The sequence below is a fragment of the Ruminococcus sp. RTP21484sp1_RTP21281st1_A8_RTP21281_210402 genome (assembly GCF_040914025.1).
GTDB lineage: Bacteria > Bacillota > Clostridia > Lachnospirales > Lachnospiraceae > Blautia_A > Blautia_A faecis.
Map to the genome: position 1 here is coordinate 1 of NZ_JBCPGE010000021.1, position 14613 is coordinate 14613.

Consider the following 14613-nt stretch of genomic DNA (forward strand, 5'->3'; position numbering starts at 1 on the left):
ATGTAGACCAGTGGGACTGGGAGAAGATCATCACCAAAGAAGAGAGAAATGTAGAAACTCTCATTAACACTGTCCGTACTATCTACAGCGTACTCCGCAAGACAGAGAAATACATGGCAGTACAGTATGACTACATAGAAGAAATTCTTCCAAGAGAGATTGCATTTGTCTCCACAGAAGAGCTTGTAGACATGTATCCGGATCTTACCCCTAAGGAAAGAGAATACAAGATTGTCAAAGAAAAAGGCGCTGTTTTCCTTATGCAGGTAGGTAAGAAACTGACAAATGGCGAGCGCCACGACGGACGTGCTCCAGACTATGATGACTGGGAATTAAACGGCGATATTCTGGTATACTATCCTGTACTGGACATTGCCCTTGAACTTTCTTCCATGGGTATCCGTGTAGACGAGACAGCACTTGACAAACAGCTTACAGAAGCCGGCTGTGACGACCGCAGAGAGCTCCCGTTCCAGAAGGCCATTCTGAATAAAGAACTTCCATACACAATCGGCGGCGGTATCGGTCAATCCCGTATCTGTATGTTCTTCCTGCGCAAGGCTCATATTGGAGAAGTACATGTTTCCCTGTGGCCTAAGGAAATGCAGGAAGAAGCTGCTAAAGGCGGTATTCCACTTCTGTAAAATAGAATCGAGGGATCAAATTGAATATACTTTTTTTCTTAACACCGAAAAGTGATATTGCCTACATTTTCGAGAATGAAACTTTGAGGCAGACTCTTGAGAAAATGGAACACCGGAAATTTTCCTGTATTCCTATTCTGAATCCAGATGGAAAATACGTAGGTACTATTTCTGAGGGTGATCTTCTCTGGGGAATGAAAAATCTGAACATCACGGATATGAAAACAGCCGAGGAAGTACCAGTTATGGCTATCTCCAGAAGAGCCACCTACAAACCGGTACACGTTGACTGCGACATGGAGGATCTCCTGGACCGCGCAATCAACCAGAACTTTGTGCCGGTTATAGATGATCAGGATCACTTTATCGGAATTGTCACAAGGAAAGAAATCATCAAATATTGTTATAAAGAAATGAAGAAAAACGCATAGGATTTTAAATCACCGCGTTTTTTCACACAAAAAAAAGACAACCTCAGTCCCATTTAAACCAATGGAAAAGGTTGTCTTTTTTCTTTTTACAGAACCTTAGACAAAAATTCCTTCAATCGCGGATTCTGCGGATTTTCAAAAAACTCCTTCGGCGCATTCTGTTCCTGAATTTTGCCGTCATCAATAAATAAAACTCTTGTTGCAACCTCTCTTGCAAATCCCATCTCGTGAGTAACTACAACCATAGTCATGCCGCTCTTTGCAAGCTCTTTCATCAGCTCCAGAACCTCTCCAACCATCTCCGGATCCAGTGCAGAAGTAGGCTCGTCAAAAAGCATAACATCCGGATTCATGGCAAGGGATCTTGCAATGGCAATACGCTGCTTCTGACCACCGGAAAGCATATCCGGATAAGCATTTGCCTTATCTGGAAGTCCCACACGAGCAAGAAGCTCGTCCGCACGTCTGGAAGCCTCTTCCTTTGTCATCAGTTTCAGGGCAACCGGTGCCATCATAATATTCTGCTTTACCGTCTTGTGTGGAAACAGATTAAACTGCTGGAAAACCATTCCGATCTTCTGACGATGTCGATTTATGTCAACCTTGGGATCTGTGATATCTGTTCCTTCAAACAGGATTTTACCTCCTGTAGGCTCCTCCAGAAGGTTGAGAGAACGAAGGAAAGTGGATTTACCAGAGCCAGATGGTCCAATAATGGCAACAACCTCGCCCTGACAGATATCTGTGGAAATTCCATCCAGAACCTGATTGGATCCAAACGCTTTTTTCAGATCCTGTACCTGGATCAAAACTTTACTCTTATCAACGCTCACTGGTTCTCAGTCTCCTCTCCAGTTTATTCATAAAGAAGGTCAATACCATGACCACGATCAGATAAATTGCAGCTGCTGCCAGAAGAGGCATAAAAGCATTGTAGGTACGGCTCTGGATCAGCATTGCACCCTTGGTCAGGTCCATCATTCCGATGTAACCGATAATAGAAGTTTCCTTGATCAGCACGATAAACTCATTTACCAGTGCAGGAAGCACATTCTTAAACGCCTGTGGAATGATAATAAGACGCATGGTCTGGGTAAAATTAAGTCCCAGGCTACGTCCTGCCTCTGTCTGTCCCTGATCAATTGACATGATTCCGGAACGGACGATCTCCGCAACGTAGGCACCTGAATTGATACCAAATGCCAGACTTCCTACCAGAATCTCATTGACACTTACAGAACCAAAAACTACAAAGTTCATGATCAGAAGCTGGATCACAGTAGGTGTTCCACGGATCACAGTCAGATAAACTCTGCAGATGGAGTTGGCAATTTTAAAATTCCCGGATTTATCGTGGGAAGAACGGATAATTGCCACCAGAAAACCGATACAGATACCGATCAACAGGGCGAAAACAGTGATGATCATGGTATTTTTCAAACCATCCAGCAGCCAGGTGTATCTGTCATCTTTTATAAAATTGATATAAAAATCGTGTCCAAATTTTTCAAACATATTATTTCCCTTTTTATTTGCTTATCTAATGGTGCAGTGCCTGCTTCTCTTTCGGCACCATTCCATATAGGAAAAGCTGCCAGAACTGTATGCTGGCTGTTTTCATTCTTTCAGTCAGTAACATTAGTAGGAGTCACCTTGATCTGCCTGTATCCAAAGCTTATACATTCCAAGCTTTTCCCAAACAGCATTCATCTAGGTGACTCACACTTCTCTGACAGCTTATGCTGTATTATTTCTATCAGTCAGCTTTTACAATGATAACCTGGCTTGCATTTGCATAGGTGTCTGTGAAATCAACGCTCTCCAGACGATCCTCTGTAACGGTCATTCCGGCAGCACCGAAATCAGCTTTTCCAGACTGCACTGCAGCAAGGATTGCATCAAACTCCATATCGTCGATCTCAAGCTCATATCCAAGCTTATCGCAGATTGCCTGTGCAATATCAGCGTCGATACCAACAATCTCATCACCGTCACGGTACTCATATGGCTCGAACTCAGCGTTTGTTGCCATTACAAGAGTTCCGTTGGAACGGTCTACATCTTCCGGAGACTCATATGGTGTCTCGCCAATGTTATCACCGATGTAGTTGTTCATAATATCATCAACAGTTCCGTCCTCTTTCAGTTCTTTTAATGCGCCGTTAATCTTGTCAAGAAGCTCATCATTGCCTTTCTTCAGGCAGATTGCATACTCTTCTTCAACGAATGGCTCGTCCAGGATCTTCAGTCCGTCTGCATTCTCAACAAATTTCTGAGCTGGCTGTGAGTCGATGATCACACAGTCAATCTGACCGGCCATAAGTGCCTGGATTGCTTCGCTTCCTTTGCTGTAACGCTTAACAGTTGCTCCGTCAGCCTCATATTCACTAGCTTCAATATCACCGGTTGTACCAAGCTGTACACCGATTGTTGCATTCTTAAGATCATCCTTTGACTCAACAGTTGCAGCAGATACGCCAGCAGTCATGGAAACTGCCATTACTGTGCCAAGTGCAAGAGCTACTAATTTTTTCATATTCTTTTCCTCCTCTTAATCTCATATACAGAACCAGTTCCTTATATCTTCATCCACATAGTAAGCTGTTGCTATTTATTTCTTCCACAACAACCGACTTCACAAGATGGGGACATAATTATTCATGCTTTCTGCATATTCATTCATCTATCTTTTCCTCATTTTATCAGCTTTTGGGAAAAATGCAAGAGTTTCCATAAATTTCCCCAACTTCTTTGTCATTATTTGGAAAAATTCACTTTTTGATAACAGATCTGTGTTATGATATGATTCGTGTGGAGTAATTAAATAATTGAATGACCAAGGCGTTAACCGCCTAAACAGGAGGTATTTGTTATGAAATTTACAAAAATGCATGGTATCGGCAACGATTATGTATATGTGAACTGTTTTAAAGAAACTGTGAAAGATCCATCAGCAGTTGCCAAATTTGTGAGTGACAGACATTTTGGAATTGGCTCAGACGGACTGATTCTGATTAAGCCGTCTGACATTGCAGACTGTGAGATGGATATGTACAACCTGGATGGTTCCCAGGGTGCTATGTGCGGCAATGGCATCCGCTGTGTAGCCAAGTATGCTTACGATTACGGCATTGTAAACAAGACCAGTATCAGCGTAGCGACCAAAAGCGGCGTGAAATATCTGGATCTTTCTATCCGTGACGGAAAAGTCAGTATGGTAAAGGTCAATATGGGCGCCCCTATTCTTCAGGCTTCTCTGATTCCAGTTGTATCTGAGTCTGAGCAGGTCGTAAATGCCCCTATTGAAGTAGACGGACAGATTTATCACTTTACAGCTGTTTCCATGGGAAATCCTCACGCCATCGTATACATGAATGACGTAGACGGGCTGGAAATCGAAAAGATCGGTCCATCTTTTGAAAACCATATAAATTTCCCTGACCGCGTCAATACCGAATTCGTAAAAGTCATCGACCGACACACTGTCCAGATGAGAGTCTGGGAGCGCGGTTCCGGTGAGACTCTGGCTTGTGGAACAGGTGCCTGCGCAGTTGCAGTTGCTTCTATTTTGAACGGGCTGGTTGACCGTGATCAGCCGGTTACCGTGAAGCTTCTTGGTGGCGATCTTAATATTTTCTGGGACGAAAATGACGATCAGGTTTATATGACTGGTCCGGCGACTACTGTATTTGATGGGGAAATTGATCTGGGATTTCTTGGAGAATGACTCAATAAAAAGGCCCTTGCGGACTGTAGGCATTTTGTAATGCTTACACCGCAAAGGCCATTATTCTTTCTACAATAAATACTGCACCACAGGCAAGAAGCGCCACAGTCAGCAGACTCTTCTCTTTGTACGCTGCAATCAGCGCCACTACAAATCCCACTACAGCTGAAATTACACTTGCCGTTGCCGACAAAATCGCCGGAAACGTCATAGCTGCCAGACAGGCATAGGGCACATAAAACAGAAATGATTTTATAAAAGGATTGGTAATCTCCTTCTTCGCCAGTGCCAATGGCAGCATACGGATCAAATATGTAACGCCAGCCATAACCAGGATATAAATATAAACATTAGGCTTCATGAGCTTCCTCCTTGGCATTTTCTTCATCAACCGGGCAAAGCCATGCTGCCAGTCCGGCTACCAGAATTGTAGTAATAATAATCACAAATCCGGATGAGACTTTCGATAATACAGGAACCCAGGCAAATAATGCGCTCACTGCCATTGCTCCAAGAACAACCAGAAGCACTGCTTTGTTTTTCTTGGATGGCGGAATAATGACAGCCAAAAACATTCCATAAATGGCAACTCCAAGTGCACTCATAATAAAATTAGGAAGAATACTTCCTGAAATAGCTCCAAGCAGGGTTCCAATGGTCCATCCCGGGATTGCTACACTCATTACACCATAATTATAAAACGCACTGACTTTCCCCGGTTTACTGGCACTGACTCCGAATATCTCATCTGTTACGCCAAATGCAACTCCGTAACGATGCCCCCAAGTTTCATCACGTCTTAGCTTCTGTGAAAGGGAAAACGACATCAGACAGTATCTCAGATTGATAATCAGCTGAGTAAGTGCCATTTCCCATAAGGAACCTCCTGCTATGATAATATCAAGACCTGCAAATTGTCCCGCTGACGTAAGATTCGTCAAAGAAATCAAGACCGCCTGCCAGATAGACAGTCCGCCCTGCACCGCCATCATACCAAACGTAAAGGAAACAGCCAGATACCCCAGGGCAATGGGGATTCCATCTGTAATTCCTTGTTTAAAGCTCTCTTTTTTCATGAGAGATTTCCTCCGGTTTCTTCTGTAGTCACGCAAAGAGCCTGGGAAACAGTTTTGGCCTCCCAGGCTCTCTCATTGTAGCACTTTACACTAATAAATTCAACTATTATCCCTTGTATTCTCACTTTCTCTCTACAATCTTGTAATAAACCTTCGCTGTCAGCCCATAAATCACGCCATAAACCAAAGCAAATACCAATAATGTCACCACCGTGCATCTGGCAAACAAACCGCTGTTTGTCATGCTAAACAGCGCCAGCAGTCTCTTTACCATAGGAAATGCCATAGCAATATGCAGTGCTGCCATTCCAAGAGGAAGGAAAAATACCATAAGGATCTGTCTGTGAATGGAAGATTTCACCTCTTTATGAGTCATGCCCACCTTCTGCATGATCTCGAACCGTTCCTTATCCTCATAGCCCTCTGAAACCTGCTTGTAGTAAATGATCATAGCCGCCCCCATCAGAAACAGCAGTCCAAGGAAAATTCCAAGGAACAAAATTCCACCGAACATACTGTAAAAACTGTTATACAGTTCCTGTTTTATAGTACTGTAGTTCATTCCCACTTCTATAGTTCCAGCTGCTTTTTCGGAATCCAGAAGCTCCGATGCAAGATCGCTTACTTTGATGGCAGATGCATATTTTTCTTCTTCACTTCCAGACAGATACACATCCGTTTCCAGTTCCATCAGAGACATTGCACTTTGATAAACTTCCTCCTGCTGCAAAAACAAAGCAAAAAAGTCTTCGTCATTTACAACCAGCTTCAAAGAATCCATAGAAGAAAAATTATCTCCCACATACTGATAATTTTTCAGCCATTCTTTCACCTGGTAAACCTTGTTATGAATCTCCAGAGTCTCACCGTCTGTTTTTCCATTGTGGTAAGCAAGAACTTCACCTGGCGCAAGGGAAATCTCTTCTCCCGTAACCCTGGCATACTCTTCCTGTGGAACCACGGTAAGGGTTTCCAATGAGGCTGGCATTGCCATAAGGGAACTCCCATCAACATTTGCAAATTTCCAGCTCCCATCTTCGCTTCCCACAAGCGTAGAGGAAAAAGCAATTTCGGTGTTAATTTTCTCATAAGAAACCTGGTTTTCAATTTTTCCCAGTAATTTCTCTCTCATTTTTTCCAGATCTTCATAAGAATTTCCCCGGTACAGCACATTCACATCCGCCGGACAGCGTTTGTTCATAATATCATCCAGTCCGGAATTCAGGCACACCGTAGAAGAGATCATCAGAAGTACGCCTGTGCTCAGAATGCAGATACTTGCAAGTCCAACTGCATTTTGTTTCATGCGGTACAGCATACCGGAAACAGCAGTAAAATTCTTGGTTTTATAATAAAATTTCTTATTCCAGCGCAGAACTTTGAGCACCACAATGCTTCCTGCTGTAAAAAGAAGATACGTTCCTGCCATTACCAGAACCACTGCCACAAAGAACAGCGCCAGCGCCGAAAGAGGTGACTCTGTGGTAATGGCAATATAATATCCGATAAACAGACAGATAAAACCAGCAACCGCCATCAGCCATTTTGCTTTTGGTTCCTTTTCCCCTGCATTTTGTGCCTGAAGAAGCTGAATCGGGTTTGTTTTGTAAACCTTCTTGATATTTACCAGAAGGATCAAAACAAAAATAGCTCCAAACACTTCCAGGCATATTCTGATTGCCGGAACGCTGACTTCGAACCCAAAGGACGCCGGAACCTTGATCAGTTTCAAGAGCAGCAGAAGCGCCAGCTTGCTTCCCAGAATTCCCACAAGGATTCCGCCAACAAAACTGATCAAGGCACTAAACAGATTCTCCAGCATCATAACCCTGCTGATATGCTTCTTTTCCAAACCGAGAATGTTGTAAAGTCCCAGTTCCTTTTGTCTTCTTTTCATGAGGAAACTGTTGCTGTACAACAGGAAAATAAAGGAGAAAATAACAATAACGCCAACTCCCATAGTCGTGATCATCAACACGTCACCACTGTGACGGATCGTTTTCATTCCTGCATTATGATTGATAAAAAGCATCATATACAGCATTGCCACATTGAACAGACACGCCAGAATATAGGGCACATAGATCTGTTTGTTTTTTCGGATGTTTACAACTGCCAGCCTGGCAAAAAATCCCTTACGCATGATACTCACCGCCCGTCATCAAAATAGTTAAGGTATCGGAAATCATCTGATACATCTCCTCTTTTGTTTTCTCGCCGCGATAGATCTGGTGGAAAACTTCACCATCTTTTATGAACAGAACCCTGGATGCCCGGCTAGCTGCCTGGGCGCTGTGAGTAACCATGAGAATGGTCTGTCCCTGTCTGTTTATCTCTCCGAAAACGTCCAGAAGAGCATTTGCAGCCTTGGAATCGAGAGCCCCTGTGGGTTCATCCGCAAGGACCAGGCGCGGCTGTGTAATCAGAGCCCTGGCAACTGCACATCTTTGTTTCTGTCCTCCAGAGACCTCATAAGGATATTTTTCCAGCAGCTCATAAATATGAAGAGCCTGTGCAATAGGGCGGATTTTCTGCCCCATTTCCCGGTAATCTTCACCAGCCAGCACCAGCGGCAGATAAATATTATCCCTCAGGCTGAAGGTATCAAGAAGATTAAAATCCTGGAACACAAAGCCCAGATTTTTTCTTCGAAATGTAGAAATCTCCTTATCAGAAAGGTGTCCCAGGCTTTTTCCATCCAGAAGTACGTCTCCGGAAGTAGGTTTATCCAGTGTTGCAAGAATATTCAGAAGTGTAGTTTTTCCGGAACCGCTTTCTCCCATAATTGCAACAAATTCACCTTTTTCCACAGAAAAATTCACATTGTTCAATGCCTGCACCTTATTTCCGCCAAAACGAGTGGTATATATTTTTTTCAGATTTGTAACTTCAAGTAATGACATTTTTTACTCCTCTCCTTTATCAATGAGCTTTTTCATACGCTTCCTTGCAAAAAACAGTATACTTAAAAAAGTCACTTGCTGCCATCGAATCAGATTACAAAATGCAGGCAGAATCTTACAATGTTGTAAGGTTGTCACATAAAGTTTGCAAGAAAAAAATTTCATCTGGCAAAACTCTTTATGATATAGAAGATTTGGTCAGTATTTTTTGCAATATAAAAAGGCCGCTGACATATACGACCTTTTTTATATTATAATCCCCTATTGGGCATATATCTTCTCTGGCGTCATTCCGGCAGCCAATGTAAGATAATACACCGCGTCCGCCGCCACACACACTACGTTTTCCTCATGCATGAACTCTGTGATTTCCGAATCAAAAAGCATGTTTGCCTGTGCTTCAAATTCCTCATCCTTATCCCAGAACAAAACTGCAATATTCAAAAAAGGAAATACCGGAAGCACATACCCCACATCTCCCTGAGGAAGCAAAGTTCCCCCAAGAACCTCACAGGCTTTTCTTAATTCTTCTGTTTTCCCGGCGAAAAGCTCCTGCAGCCTGGAAATAATCGTCCTTCTGTAAGCAGCCTCAAAAGGATACACTCTCTTCACCTGGCGAAAAGCCACCAGATTGCCCGATGCCACAGGATGAGCTGCTGAATAGTAAAACGTATTATAAATATTCATCACCGTATCAAATCCAGGGCTTTTCCCATCTTCTGTAATGAATCCGTTTTTTCGGTCAATTCGAAATCTTTTTGAAAAGTAGATGATATAAAGAAACTCCTCATCAGCTTCCAGCTGAAATTTGCGAATCAGTTCCTCCTGATCCATTTCCAGGAATTTCAATCTCCAGTTCTCGATTACCTGGTCATAATTAGACTGCCTGTTTTCTGGCATAATACATTCTCCTCTTATCCGCTATTTACCTTTAGCTATGCCATATAACTTGAAAGCTTCCTGTTTCAAGTATTTTTACCAGCTGCTCCACTTCATCGGAGTTCCAGTTTTGCGCAGTCTGTGCTTCCCCTGTGAATTTCACGCAGGTTCCGCAGGAAGAGCTTAAATTCCTTGGCACCGGCATGATCGTAGCCGGATATCCCTCTTTCTCACATTTTTTCTTGAAAGACATAGCTCCAAAATGGGAAAAAAATGTGGCTATGTAATCTCCCATTATTTCTCAAGAGTGAGGACAAAGTCTTCCCCATCCTCTTTTACAGACACCTTATATCCCTGATGCAGGGCGAAACGGGATACGTTTTCTTTGGCTGTTACGTTATCTACCATTACCGTATATGCCTTCTCACCGGATGCCAGCGCATTCTTAGTACGGATCACAGGTTCCGGGCAGGAAAGCCCTCTTGCATCTATTGTTTTCATACACTTAATCTCCTTAGATTTTTCATTATTTCAACTAAACGGAATTGTCTGTTTACACAGATATACTATAAATGAGCGTCCTTAATCAACTTCACGCTTCATTCTCACGCATGGAATTTACTGTCGCAATCACGATCAGAACCACAAAACCGATCACAACAGCGATCTTGCCATTTGCAGTCGGGCCTTCTCCAGAAGATGCCAGTCCGAAATTATGTGCTACAGCTGCACCAGCCATCAGACCAAATACTGTGATGGCGGAGTCTGTGTTTCCTTCACCAGCCAGAACCAGCTGACGAAGCGGGCAGCCTCCAAGAAGGACACAGCCAAATCCTGCAAGCGCCATTCCAAGTGCATTCCAAAGACCATCTGTATGTGCGACAGGTTGTCCTGCAAATCCTGGATTAAAATATCCCAGGATCATGTTTCCGATCAACGCACTTACCAGAATTGCAATAAATCCAAGAAGCAGCTTCCACTCTCCAAACAGTACCACGTCACGGATTCCTCCAACCATACACAGGCGGGTTCTCTGTGCAAGTGCACCTACCAGAAGCCCTGCGATCAGGGAGATTGCAATTGCAGCATGCTTTGCTCCAGGACCACCGTCAGCTTCTGTGAAGTGGATGAATGCAGGTGCTGCAATGAGAAGCAGAAGAATTCCGATTTCCACTACTGGGAAAATGCCGCCTTCAACCGGCTGCATTTTATAGGAACGTTTCAGAGTATAGCCTTTTTTCAGGAAAAATACTCCGGCAAGGATTCCAGCAATAAATCCGATCAAACCAAAGATGGCGTTGAAATCGCCGCCAGCCAGACGAAGGATCATGCGGAATGGGCAGCCAAGGAACATCAGGCAGCCGATCATAACGAACATTCCGATCACAAAACGGGTAACAGGTGCGGAGCCGCCTCTTGGCTTAAATTCTTTGGTTGCAAGAGCAAGAATGCAGGAGCCAAGTACCAGTCCTACAATTTCCGGGCGGATGTACTGAACCGCAGCTGCACTGTGGAATCCCAGTGCTCCTGAAGTATCACGCAGGAAGCAGGCAATGCAGAAGCCCATATTTGCAGGGTTTCCGAAATATACCAGAGCCACTGCAATGATTCCGATGATGACACCGGCTCCGATGATTATGGGTGTTTCTTTCTTTGACAATGTTTCTTTCATACTCTTTCCTCCTTAGATAACTGTCAAATCTTTCCTCTATTTTAGCATTTTTTGTCAGAAAACTCTAATTGATTATGTGGGATTATTTTAAGTATTTATAGATATTGTCGATAAATCGTGGTATTATAGATATATTAAATAACCATTTTCCAAGCGAAAGGATATAATCATGAACCGAATTTACCTCGACCAGGCCAGCACCTCTTTTCCAAAGGCTCCAGGTGTGGCACAAGCTATGATGGATTACCTGACTATGAACGGAGTTAACGTGAACCGCGGCTGCTACTCCAGTGCTTACTCAGCAGAAGAAGTTATTTATGAGACACGCCAGCTGCTGGCAGAACTTTTCCACTTTTCCAAATGCAAAAATGTAATTTTTACACCGAATGTCACCACCAGTCTCAATTTTATTTTAAAAGGATTCTTAAAACCAGGAGACCATATTCTGGTATCCGCCATGGAGCACAATGCAGTTATGAGACCTGTAGTACAGCTGGCTTCCTCAGGGATTTCCTTTGACCGGATTCCTTGCAGAACGGACGGCTCTATGATTCTGGAAAAAGTAGAAGAACTGATCCGCCCTGAGACGAAAGCTATTGTCACTTTACATGCTTCCAATGTATGCGGAACCAGGATGCCCCTTGATGCCCTTGGGGAAATCTGTCAGAGGCACCAGCTTTATTTTGTTGTGGATTCTGCACAGACGGCTGGGATCGTACCAATTAATATGGACAAAATGCATATTGACGCGTTAGCTTTTACCGGACATAAAGGACTTCGGGGACCACAAGGGACAGGTGGTTTCCTGGTTTCCCAGGAATTGGCAGAACAAATGGAACCACTGATTTCCGGCGGTACCGGAAGTGTATCTCATACGGAAGAAATTCCGGATTTTATGCCGGATCGCTTTGAATCCGGGACACCTAATCTGCCTGGAATTTATGGACTGCATGAAGCACTTTTGTACTTGAAAACGCATTCTTTGCAGGCGATAAATGAAAAAGAATTGTCTCTCACTGGTTATTTTCTGGAACAGCTGCAGGCACTGGACGATACTGGCAGACATATCCGTATTATTGGAAAAAAAGATCTCACTGACCGAAATGCAGTTGTTTCGATCCAGACACCAGAAATCGACATGTCACAGGTGGCGTGGCAGCTGGACAATGAGTATGGTGTTATGACCAGAGTCGGACTCCACTGCGCTCCAAACGCCCACAAGACGCTTGGTACTTATCCTGCCGGAACTATCCGGTTCTCCTTTGGACCGGAAAATACAAAGAATGAGCTGGATTTTGCCATCCAGGGATTAAAGAAAATTTTAGACTTATAAATTCAGCATTAGTAACACTTAATTAGTCTTTGAGAAAGGAACCAGTATTTTTATCCTATGGAATTTAAACAATTAGAGGCCTTCGTAGCCGTAGTCGAAAATAAAAGCTTCTCCGAAGCCGCCCGCCAGCTGAACCTGACCCAGCCCACCATCAGTGCCCACATCAATTCTCTGGAACAGGAATTGAACTCGCGGCTGCTGATCCGCACCACCAAGAAGCTGAACATCACCCAGCGCGGTCTTCTGCTCTATGACTGCGCCTCCAATATGCTGAACATGCGCAGCAACATTATAGAAGAGTTCACCGGACAAAATAAAAAGATCATTGACCTGGCTGTTTCCACCATTCCTTCCTCCTACCTTCTGCCAGGTATTCTCAGTGCCTTCACCTGCCAGATTCCAGACGTATATTTTCACTCCTGGCAATCCGACAGTCTCGGCGCTGTGGCAAGAGTTCTAGATGGCAGCGTGGATCTGGCTCTGGTGGGAAATACCTTTGACGAACCAGACTGCTGTTTTATTCCTTTTTGCAAAGATAAACTTGTAATTGCCACCCCGGTCAACCAGCATTACCTGCAATATCAGCAAAAAATGGATTCCGGTACCCTTGATTTCTCTGATTTTCTAAGAGAACCCTTTATTATGCGCGAAACTGGTTCTGGAACCAAAAAGGAAATTGACCGCTATCTGGAAAAACGAAATATCCCGGCTTCTTCCCTGCACATTGTAGCCCGCATGAACGATCTGGAGGCCATCCGCAAGTCTGTAGCCGGCGGCCTTGGAATCTCCATCCTCTCTGCCTGCTCTGCCAAAGATCTGGCCGACACCCACCAGATTCTCATGTTTCCCCTGAATCACGAATCCGCCATGCGAACCTTCTACATTGTGTACAGTAAGAACCGGATTCTGAAGCCACATGTGAAGCAGTTTTTAAAATTCGTAACAAATTTTTATTAGAGCGTGTTTAAAAAAGGCTTTCTGCACGATGTGCGTCACAATTTATGGGAGATTTTTCAAACACACTCTAATAACCGCCTTTTAGAAATACCAGACAAAAGGAAGCTGCCCACCAATTTCCCAGTGAACAGCTTCCCATTTCATTCCCACATATTCAAAATTCAATTTCAGCAACTGCCGCCAGCTTATTTCTCCTCAGCAGTCTCTTCAGCCTCTGTCTCAGTCTCCGGAACTACGTTGTGAACTGGTGTTACAGTTGCGACAACTGCTTCCGGATCAGTTGTGATGTGGATATTCTTATTCTTGGCGATTTCAAGGTCTTTCACACGAAGCGTATCACCAATCTTCATACCAGCCACATCAACCTTGATCTTGTCAACCAGATCTGCCGGAAGTGCTTTGTATGCAACCTCTTTCAACTCATCCTGCAGAACACCGGACATAACCTTCTCTTCATTTTCCAGAATGATCTCAGCAGTGGAATGAACCATCTCATTGCTTACCAGTGCCTGGAAATCAACTTCCTCTACTGTATGTGCAAGTGGATTATAATCAACTTCCTTGATCAGCGCATCATAGGTTTTACCATCCAGTTCCAGCATTACCTGGCTTCCTTTATTGTTGTTCTTCAACAGAACTTCAATTTCTTTCTTAGTAAACTTAAGGGGAATGGAACCTTCAATTTCTCTGCCGAACAGGTTACCTGTTACAAATCCTTCTCTTCTTAATTTCTTTGCTTTGACATCCATGCTTCTTTTTTCAGCTTTTAAAGTATTCATTTATCTTTTCCTCCAAAATTCTGAAACGCTTAGCAGCCTTCAACAAAGAGGTTTTGTTAAGTACTTCTTTTTTCTTTTTACGTCCCTTATTATAGTCACTTGTTTCAATTATGATTAACCAAACATAACTTTTTTTTAAGGGATTTTTTTGTTAAAATCTGCTCTTGTTTTTCTTGGAAAATGGAAGTATAAAATAAATGAATCACTCAAAA

General features: G+C 43.4%; 16 protein-coding genes and 1 pseudogene. 5 read left to right on the forward strand and 12 right to left on the reverse strand.

Features of this window, described 5'->3' with window-relative positions:
* Window positions 1–644, forward strand: a pseudogene (locus AB5170_RS11355) (aspartate--ammonia ligase); the annotation flags it as partial.
* 20 nt (window positions 645–664) lie between these two features.
* Window positions 665–1075, forward strand: a complete 411-nt coding sequence (locus AB5170_RS11360; protein WP_148461119.1) for a CBS domain-containing protein — start codon at window positions 665–667, stop codon at window positions 1073–1075.
* 86 nt (window positions 1076–1161) lie between these two features.
* Here AB5170_RS11360 and AB5170_RS11365 read toward each other — a convergent pair whose 3' ends face one another.
* From AB5170_RS11365 to AB5170_RS11375, 3 genes are all read right to left on the reverse strand, one after another.
* Entirely contained in the window at window positions 1162–1884 is a 723-nt protein-coding gene (locus AB5170_RS11365) for an amino acid ABC transporter ATP-binding protein (protein WP_148461325.1), read from the reverse strand.
* Between the two features lie 13 nt (window positions 1885–1897).
* Window positions 1898–2590, reverse strand: coding sequence for an amino acid ABC transporter permease (locus AB5170_RS11370; protein WP_118578179.1), 693 nt, complete (start codon window positions 2588–2590; stop codon window positions 1898–1900).
* A gap of 241 nt (window positions 2591–2831) precedes the next feature.
* Window positions 2832–3611 (reverse strand): transporter substrate-binding domain-containing protein, encoded by a 780-nt coding sequence (locus AB5170_RS11375; protein ID WP_148461118.1) that lies wholly within the window; start codon window positions 3609–3611, stop codon window positions 2832–2834.
* A 336-nt stretch (window positions 3612–3947) separates the two neighbouring features.
* On the opposite strand from AB5170_RS11375, the gene dapF reads away from it, so the two are divergent.
* On the forward strand, window positions 3948–4802 hold the full coding sequence (gene dapF, locus AB5170_RS11380; protein WP_148461117.1) for a diaminopimelate epimerase: 855 nt from the start codon (window positions 3948–3950) through the stop codon (window positions 4800–4802).
* Between the two features lie 43 nt (window positions 4803–4845).
* Here dapF and AB5170_RS11385 read toward each other — a convergent pair whose 3' ends face one another.
* From AB5170_RS11385 to yedE, 8 genes are all read right to left on the reverse strand, one after another.
* Window positions 4846–5163: an AzlD domain-containing protein gene (locus tag AB5170_RS11385; RefSeq protein ID WP_118578176.1), complete on the reverse strand. Its 318-nt coding sequence runs from the start codon at window positions 5161–5163 to the stop codon at window positions 4846–4848.
* Complete coding sequence (locus AB5170_RS11390) at window positions 5153–5878, reverse strand: AzlC family ABC transporter permease (RefSeq protein WP_173716050.1); 726 nt, start codon at window positions 5876–5878, stop codon at window positions 5153–5155. The genes AB5170_RS11385 and AB5170_RS11390 overlap by 11 nt, the downstream gene beginning before the upstream one ends.
* A gap of 121 nt (window positions 5879–5999) precedes the next feature.
* Complete coding sequence (locus AB5170_RS11395) at window positions 6000–8021, reverse strand: FtsX-like permease family protein (protein ID WP_173773336.1); 2022 nt, start codon at window positions 8019–8021, stop codon at window positions 6000–6002.
* Entirely contained in the window at window positions 8014–8781 is a 768-nt protein-coding gene (locus AB5170_RS11400; RefSeq protein ID WP_173734844.1) for an ABC transporter ATP-binding protein, read from the reverse strand. The genes AB5170_RS11395 and AB5170_RS11400 overlap by 8 nt, the downstream gene beginning before the upstream one ends.
* 261 nt (window positions 8782–9042) lie before the next feature.
* On the reverse strand, window positions 9043–9681 hold the full coding sequence (locus tag AB5170_RS11405) for a DUF3786 domain-containing protein (RefSeq protein ID WP_148461114.1): 639 nt from the start codon (window positions 9679–9681) through the stop codon (window positions 9043–9045).
* Between the two features lie 31 nt (window positions 9682–9712).
* Window positions 9713–9955 carry a DUF3343 domain-containing protein gene (locus tag AB5170_RS11410; protein WP_148461113.1) on the reverse strand — a complete coding sequence of 81 codons (243 nt, stop codon included), beginning with the start codon at window positions 9953–9955 and terminating at the stop codon, window positions 9713–9715.
* Entirely contained in the window at window positions 9955–10161 is a 207-nt protein-coding gene (locus AB5170_RS11415) for a sulfurtransferase TusA family protein (RefSeq protein ID WP_148461112.1), read from the reverse strand. Before AB5170_RS11415 ends, AB5170_RS11410 begins: the two co-directional genes overlap by 1 nt.
* 91 nt (window positions 10162–10252) lie before the next feature.
* Window positions 10253–11332 (reverse strand): YedE family putative selenium transporter, encoded by a 1080-nt coding sequence (yedE, locus tag AB5170_RS11420; RefSeq protein ID WP_368361310.1) that lies wholly within the window; start codon window positions 11330–11332, stop codon window positions 10253–10255.
* Between the two features lie 169 nt (window positions 11333–11501).
* On the opposite strand from yedE, the gene AB5170_RS11425 reads away from it, so the two are divergent.
* Entirely contained in the window at window positions 11502–12665 is a 1164-nt protein-coding gene (locus AB5170_RS11425) for an aminotransferase class V-fold PLP-dependent enzyme (RefSeq protein ID WP_118578169.1), read from the forward strand.
* A 57-nt stretch (window positions 12666–12722) separates the two neighbouring features.
* Entirely contained in the window at window positions 12723–13622 is a 900-nt protein-coding gene (locus AB5170_RS11430) for a selenium metabolism-associated LysR family transcriptional regulator (protein WP_118578168.1), read from the forward strand.
* 185 nt (window positions 13623–13807) lie between these two features.
* Here the strand turns inward: AB5170_RS11430 and AB5170_RS11435 are convergent, their stop codons facing one another.
* Entirely contained in the window at window positions 13808–14401 is a 594-nt protein-coding gene (locus AB5170_RS11435) for a 50S ribosomal protein L25 (RefSeq protein ID WP_118578167.1), read from the reverse strand.
* Window positions 14402–14613: the final 212 nt, after the last annotated feature.

What these genes read in the sequence shown, in the direction of transcription:
- AB5170_RS11425 (WP_118578169.1), top strand. Translation starts at nt 11,502, where the DNA reads ATGAACCGAATTTACCTCGACCAGGCCAGCACCTCTTTTCCAAAGGCT.
- AB5170_RS11410 (WP_148461113.1), bottom strand. Translation starts at nt 9,955, where the DNA reads ATGGGAGATTACATAGCCACATTTTTTTCCCATTTTGGAGCTATGTCT.
- AB5170_RS11430 (WP_118578168.1), top strand. Translation starts at nt 12,723, where the DNA reads ATGGAATTTAAACAATTAGAGGCCTTCGTAGCCGTAGTCGAAAATAAA.
- AB5170_RS11375 (WP_148461118.1), bottom strand. Translation starts at nt 3,611, where the DNA reads ATGAAAAAATTAGTAGCTCTTGCACTTGGCACAGTAATGGCAGTTTCC.
- AB5170_RS11395 (WP_173773336.1), bottom strand. Translation starts at nt 8,021, where the DNA reads ATGCGTAAGGGATTTTTTGCCAGGCTGGCAGTTGTAAACATCCGAAAA.
- AB5170_RS11370 (WP_118578179.1), bottom strand. Translation starts at nt 2,590, where the DNA reads ATGTTTGAAAAATTTGGACACGATTTTTATATCAATTTTATAAAAGAT.
- AB5170_RS11405 (WP_148461114.1), bottom strand. Translation starts at nt 9,681, where the DNA reads ATGCCAGAAAACAGGCAGTCTAATTATGACCAGGTAATCGAGAACTGG.
- AB5170_RS11415 (WP_148461112.1), bottom strand. Translation starts at nt 10,161, where the DNA reads ATGAAAACAATAGATGCAAGAGGGCTTTCCTGCCCGGAACCTGTGATC.
- AB5170_RS11435 (WP_118578167.1), bottom strand. Translation starts at nt 14,401, where the DNA reads ATGAATACTTTAAAAGCTGAAAAAAGAAGCATGGATGTCAAAGCAAAG.
- dapF (WP_148461117.1), top strand. Translation starts at nt 3,948, where the DNA reads ATGAAATTTACAAAAATGCATGGTATCGGCAACGATTATGTATATGTG.
- yedE (WP_368361310.1), bottom strand. Translation starts at nt 11,332, where the DNA reads ATGAAAGAAACATTGTCAAAGAAAGAAACACCCATAATCATCGGAGCC.
- AB5170_RS11390 (WP_173716050.1), bottom strand. Translation starts at nt 5,878, where the DNA reads ATGAAAAAAGAGAGCTTTAAACAAGGAATTACAGATGGAATCCCCATT.
- AB5170_RS11385 (WP_118578176.1), bottom strand. Translation starts at nt 5,163, where the DNA reads ATGAAGCCTAATGTTTATATTTATATCCTGGTTATGGCTGGCGTTACA.
- AB5170_RS11400 (WP_173734844.1), bottom strand. Translation starts at nt 8,781, where the DNA reads ATGTCATTACTTGAAGTTACAAATCTGAAAAAAATATATACCACTCGT.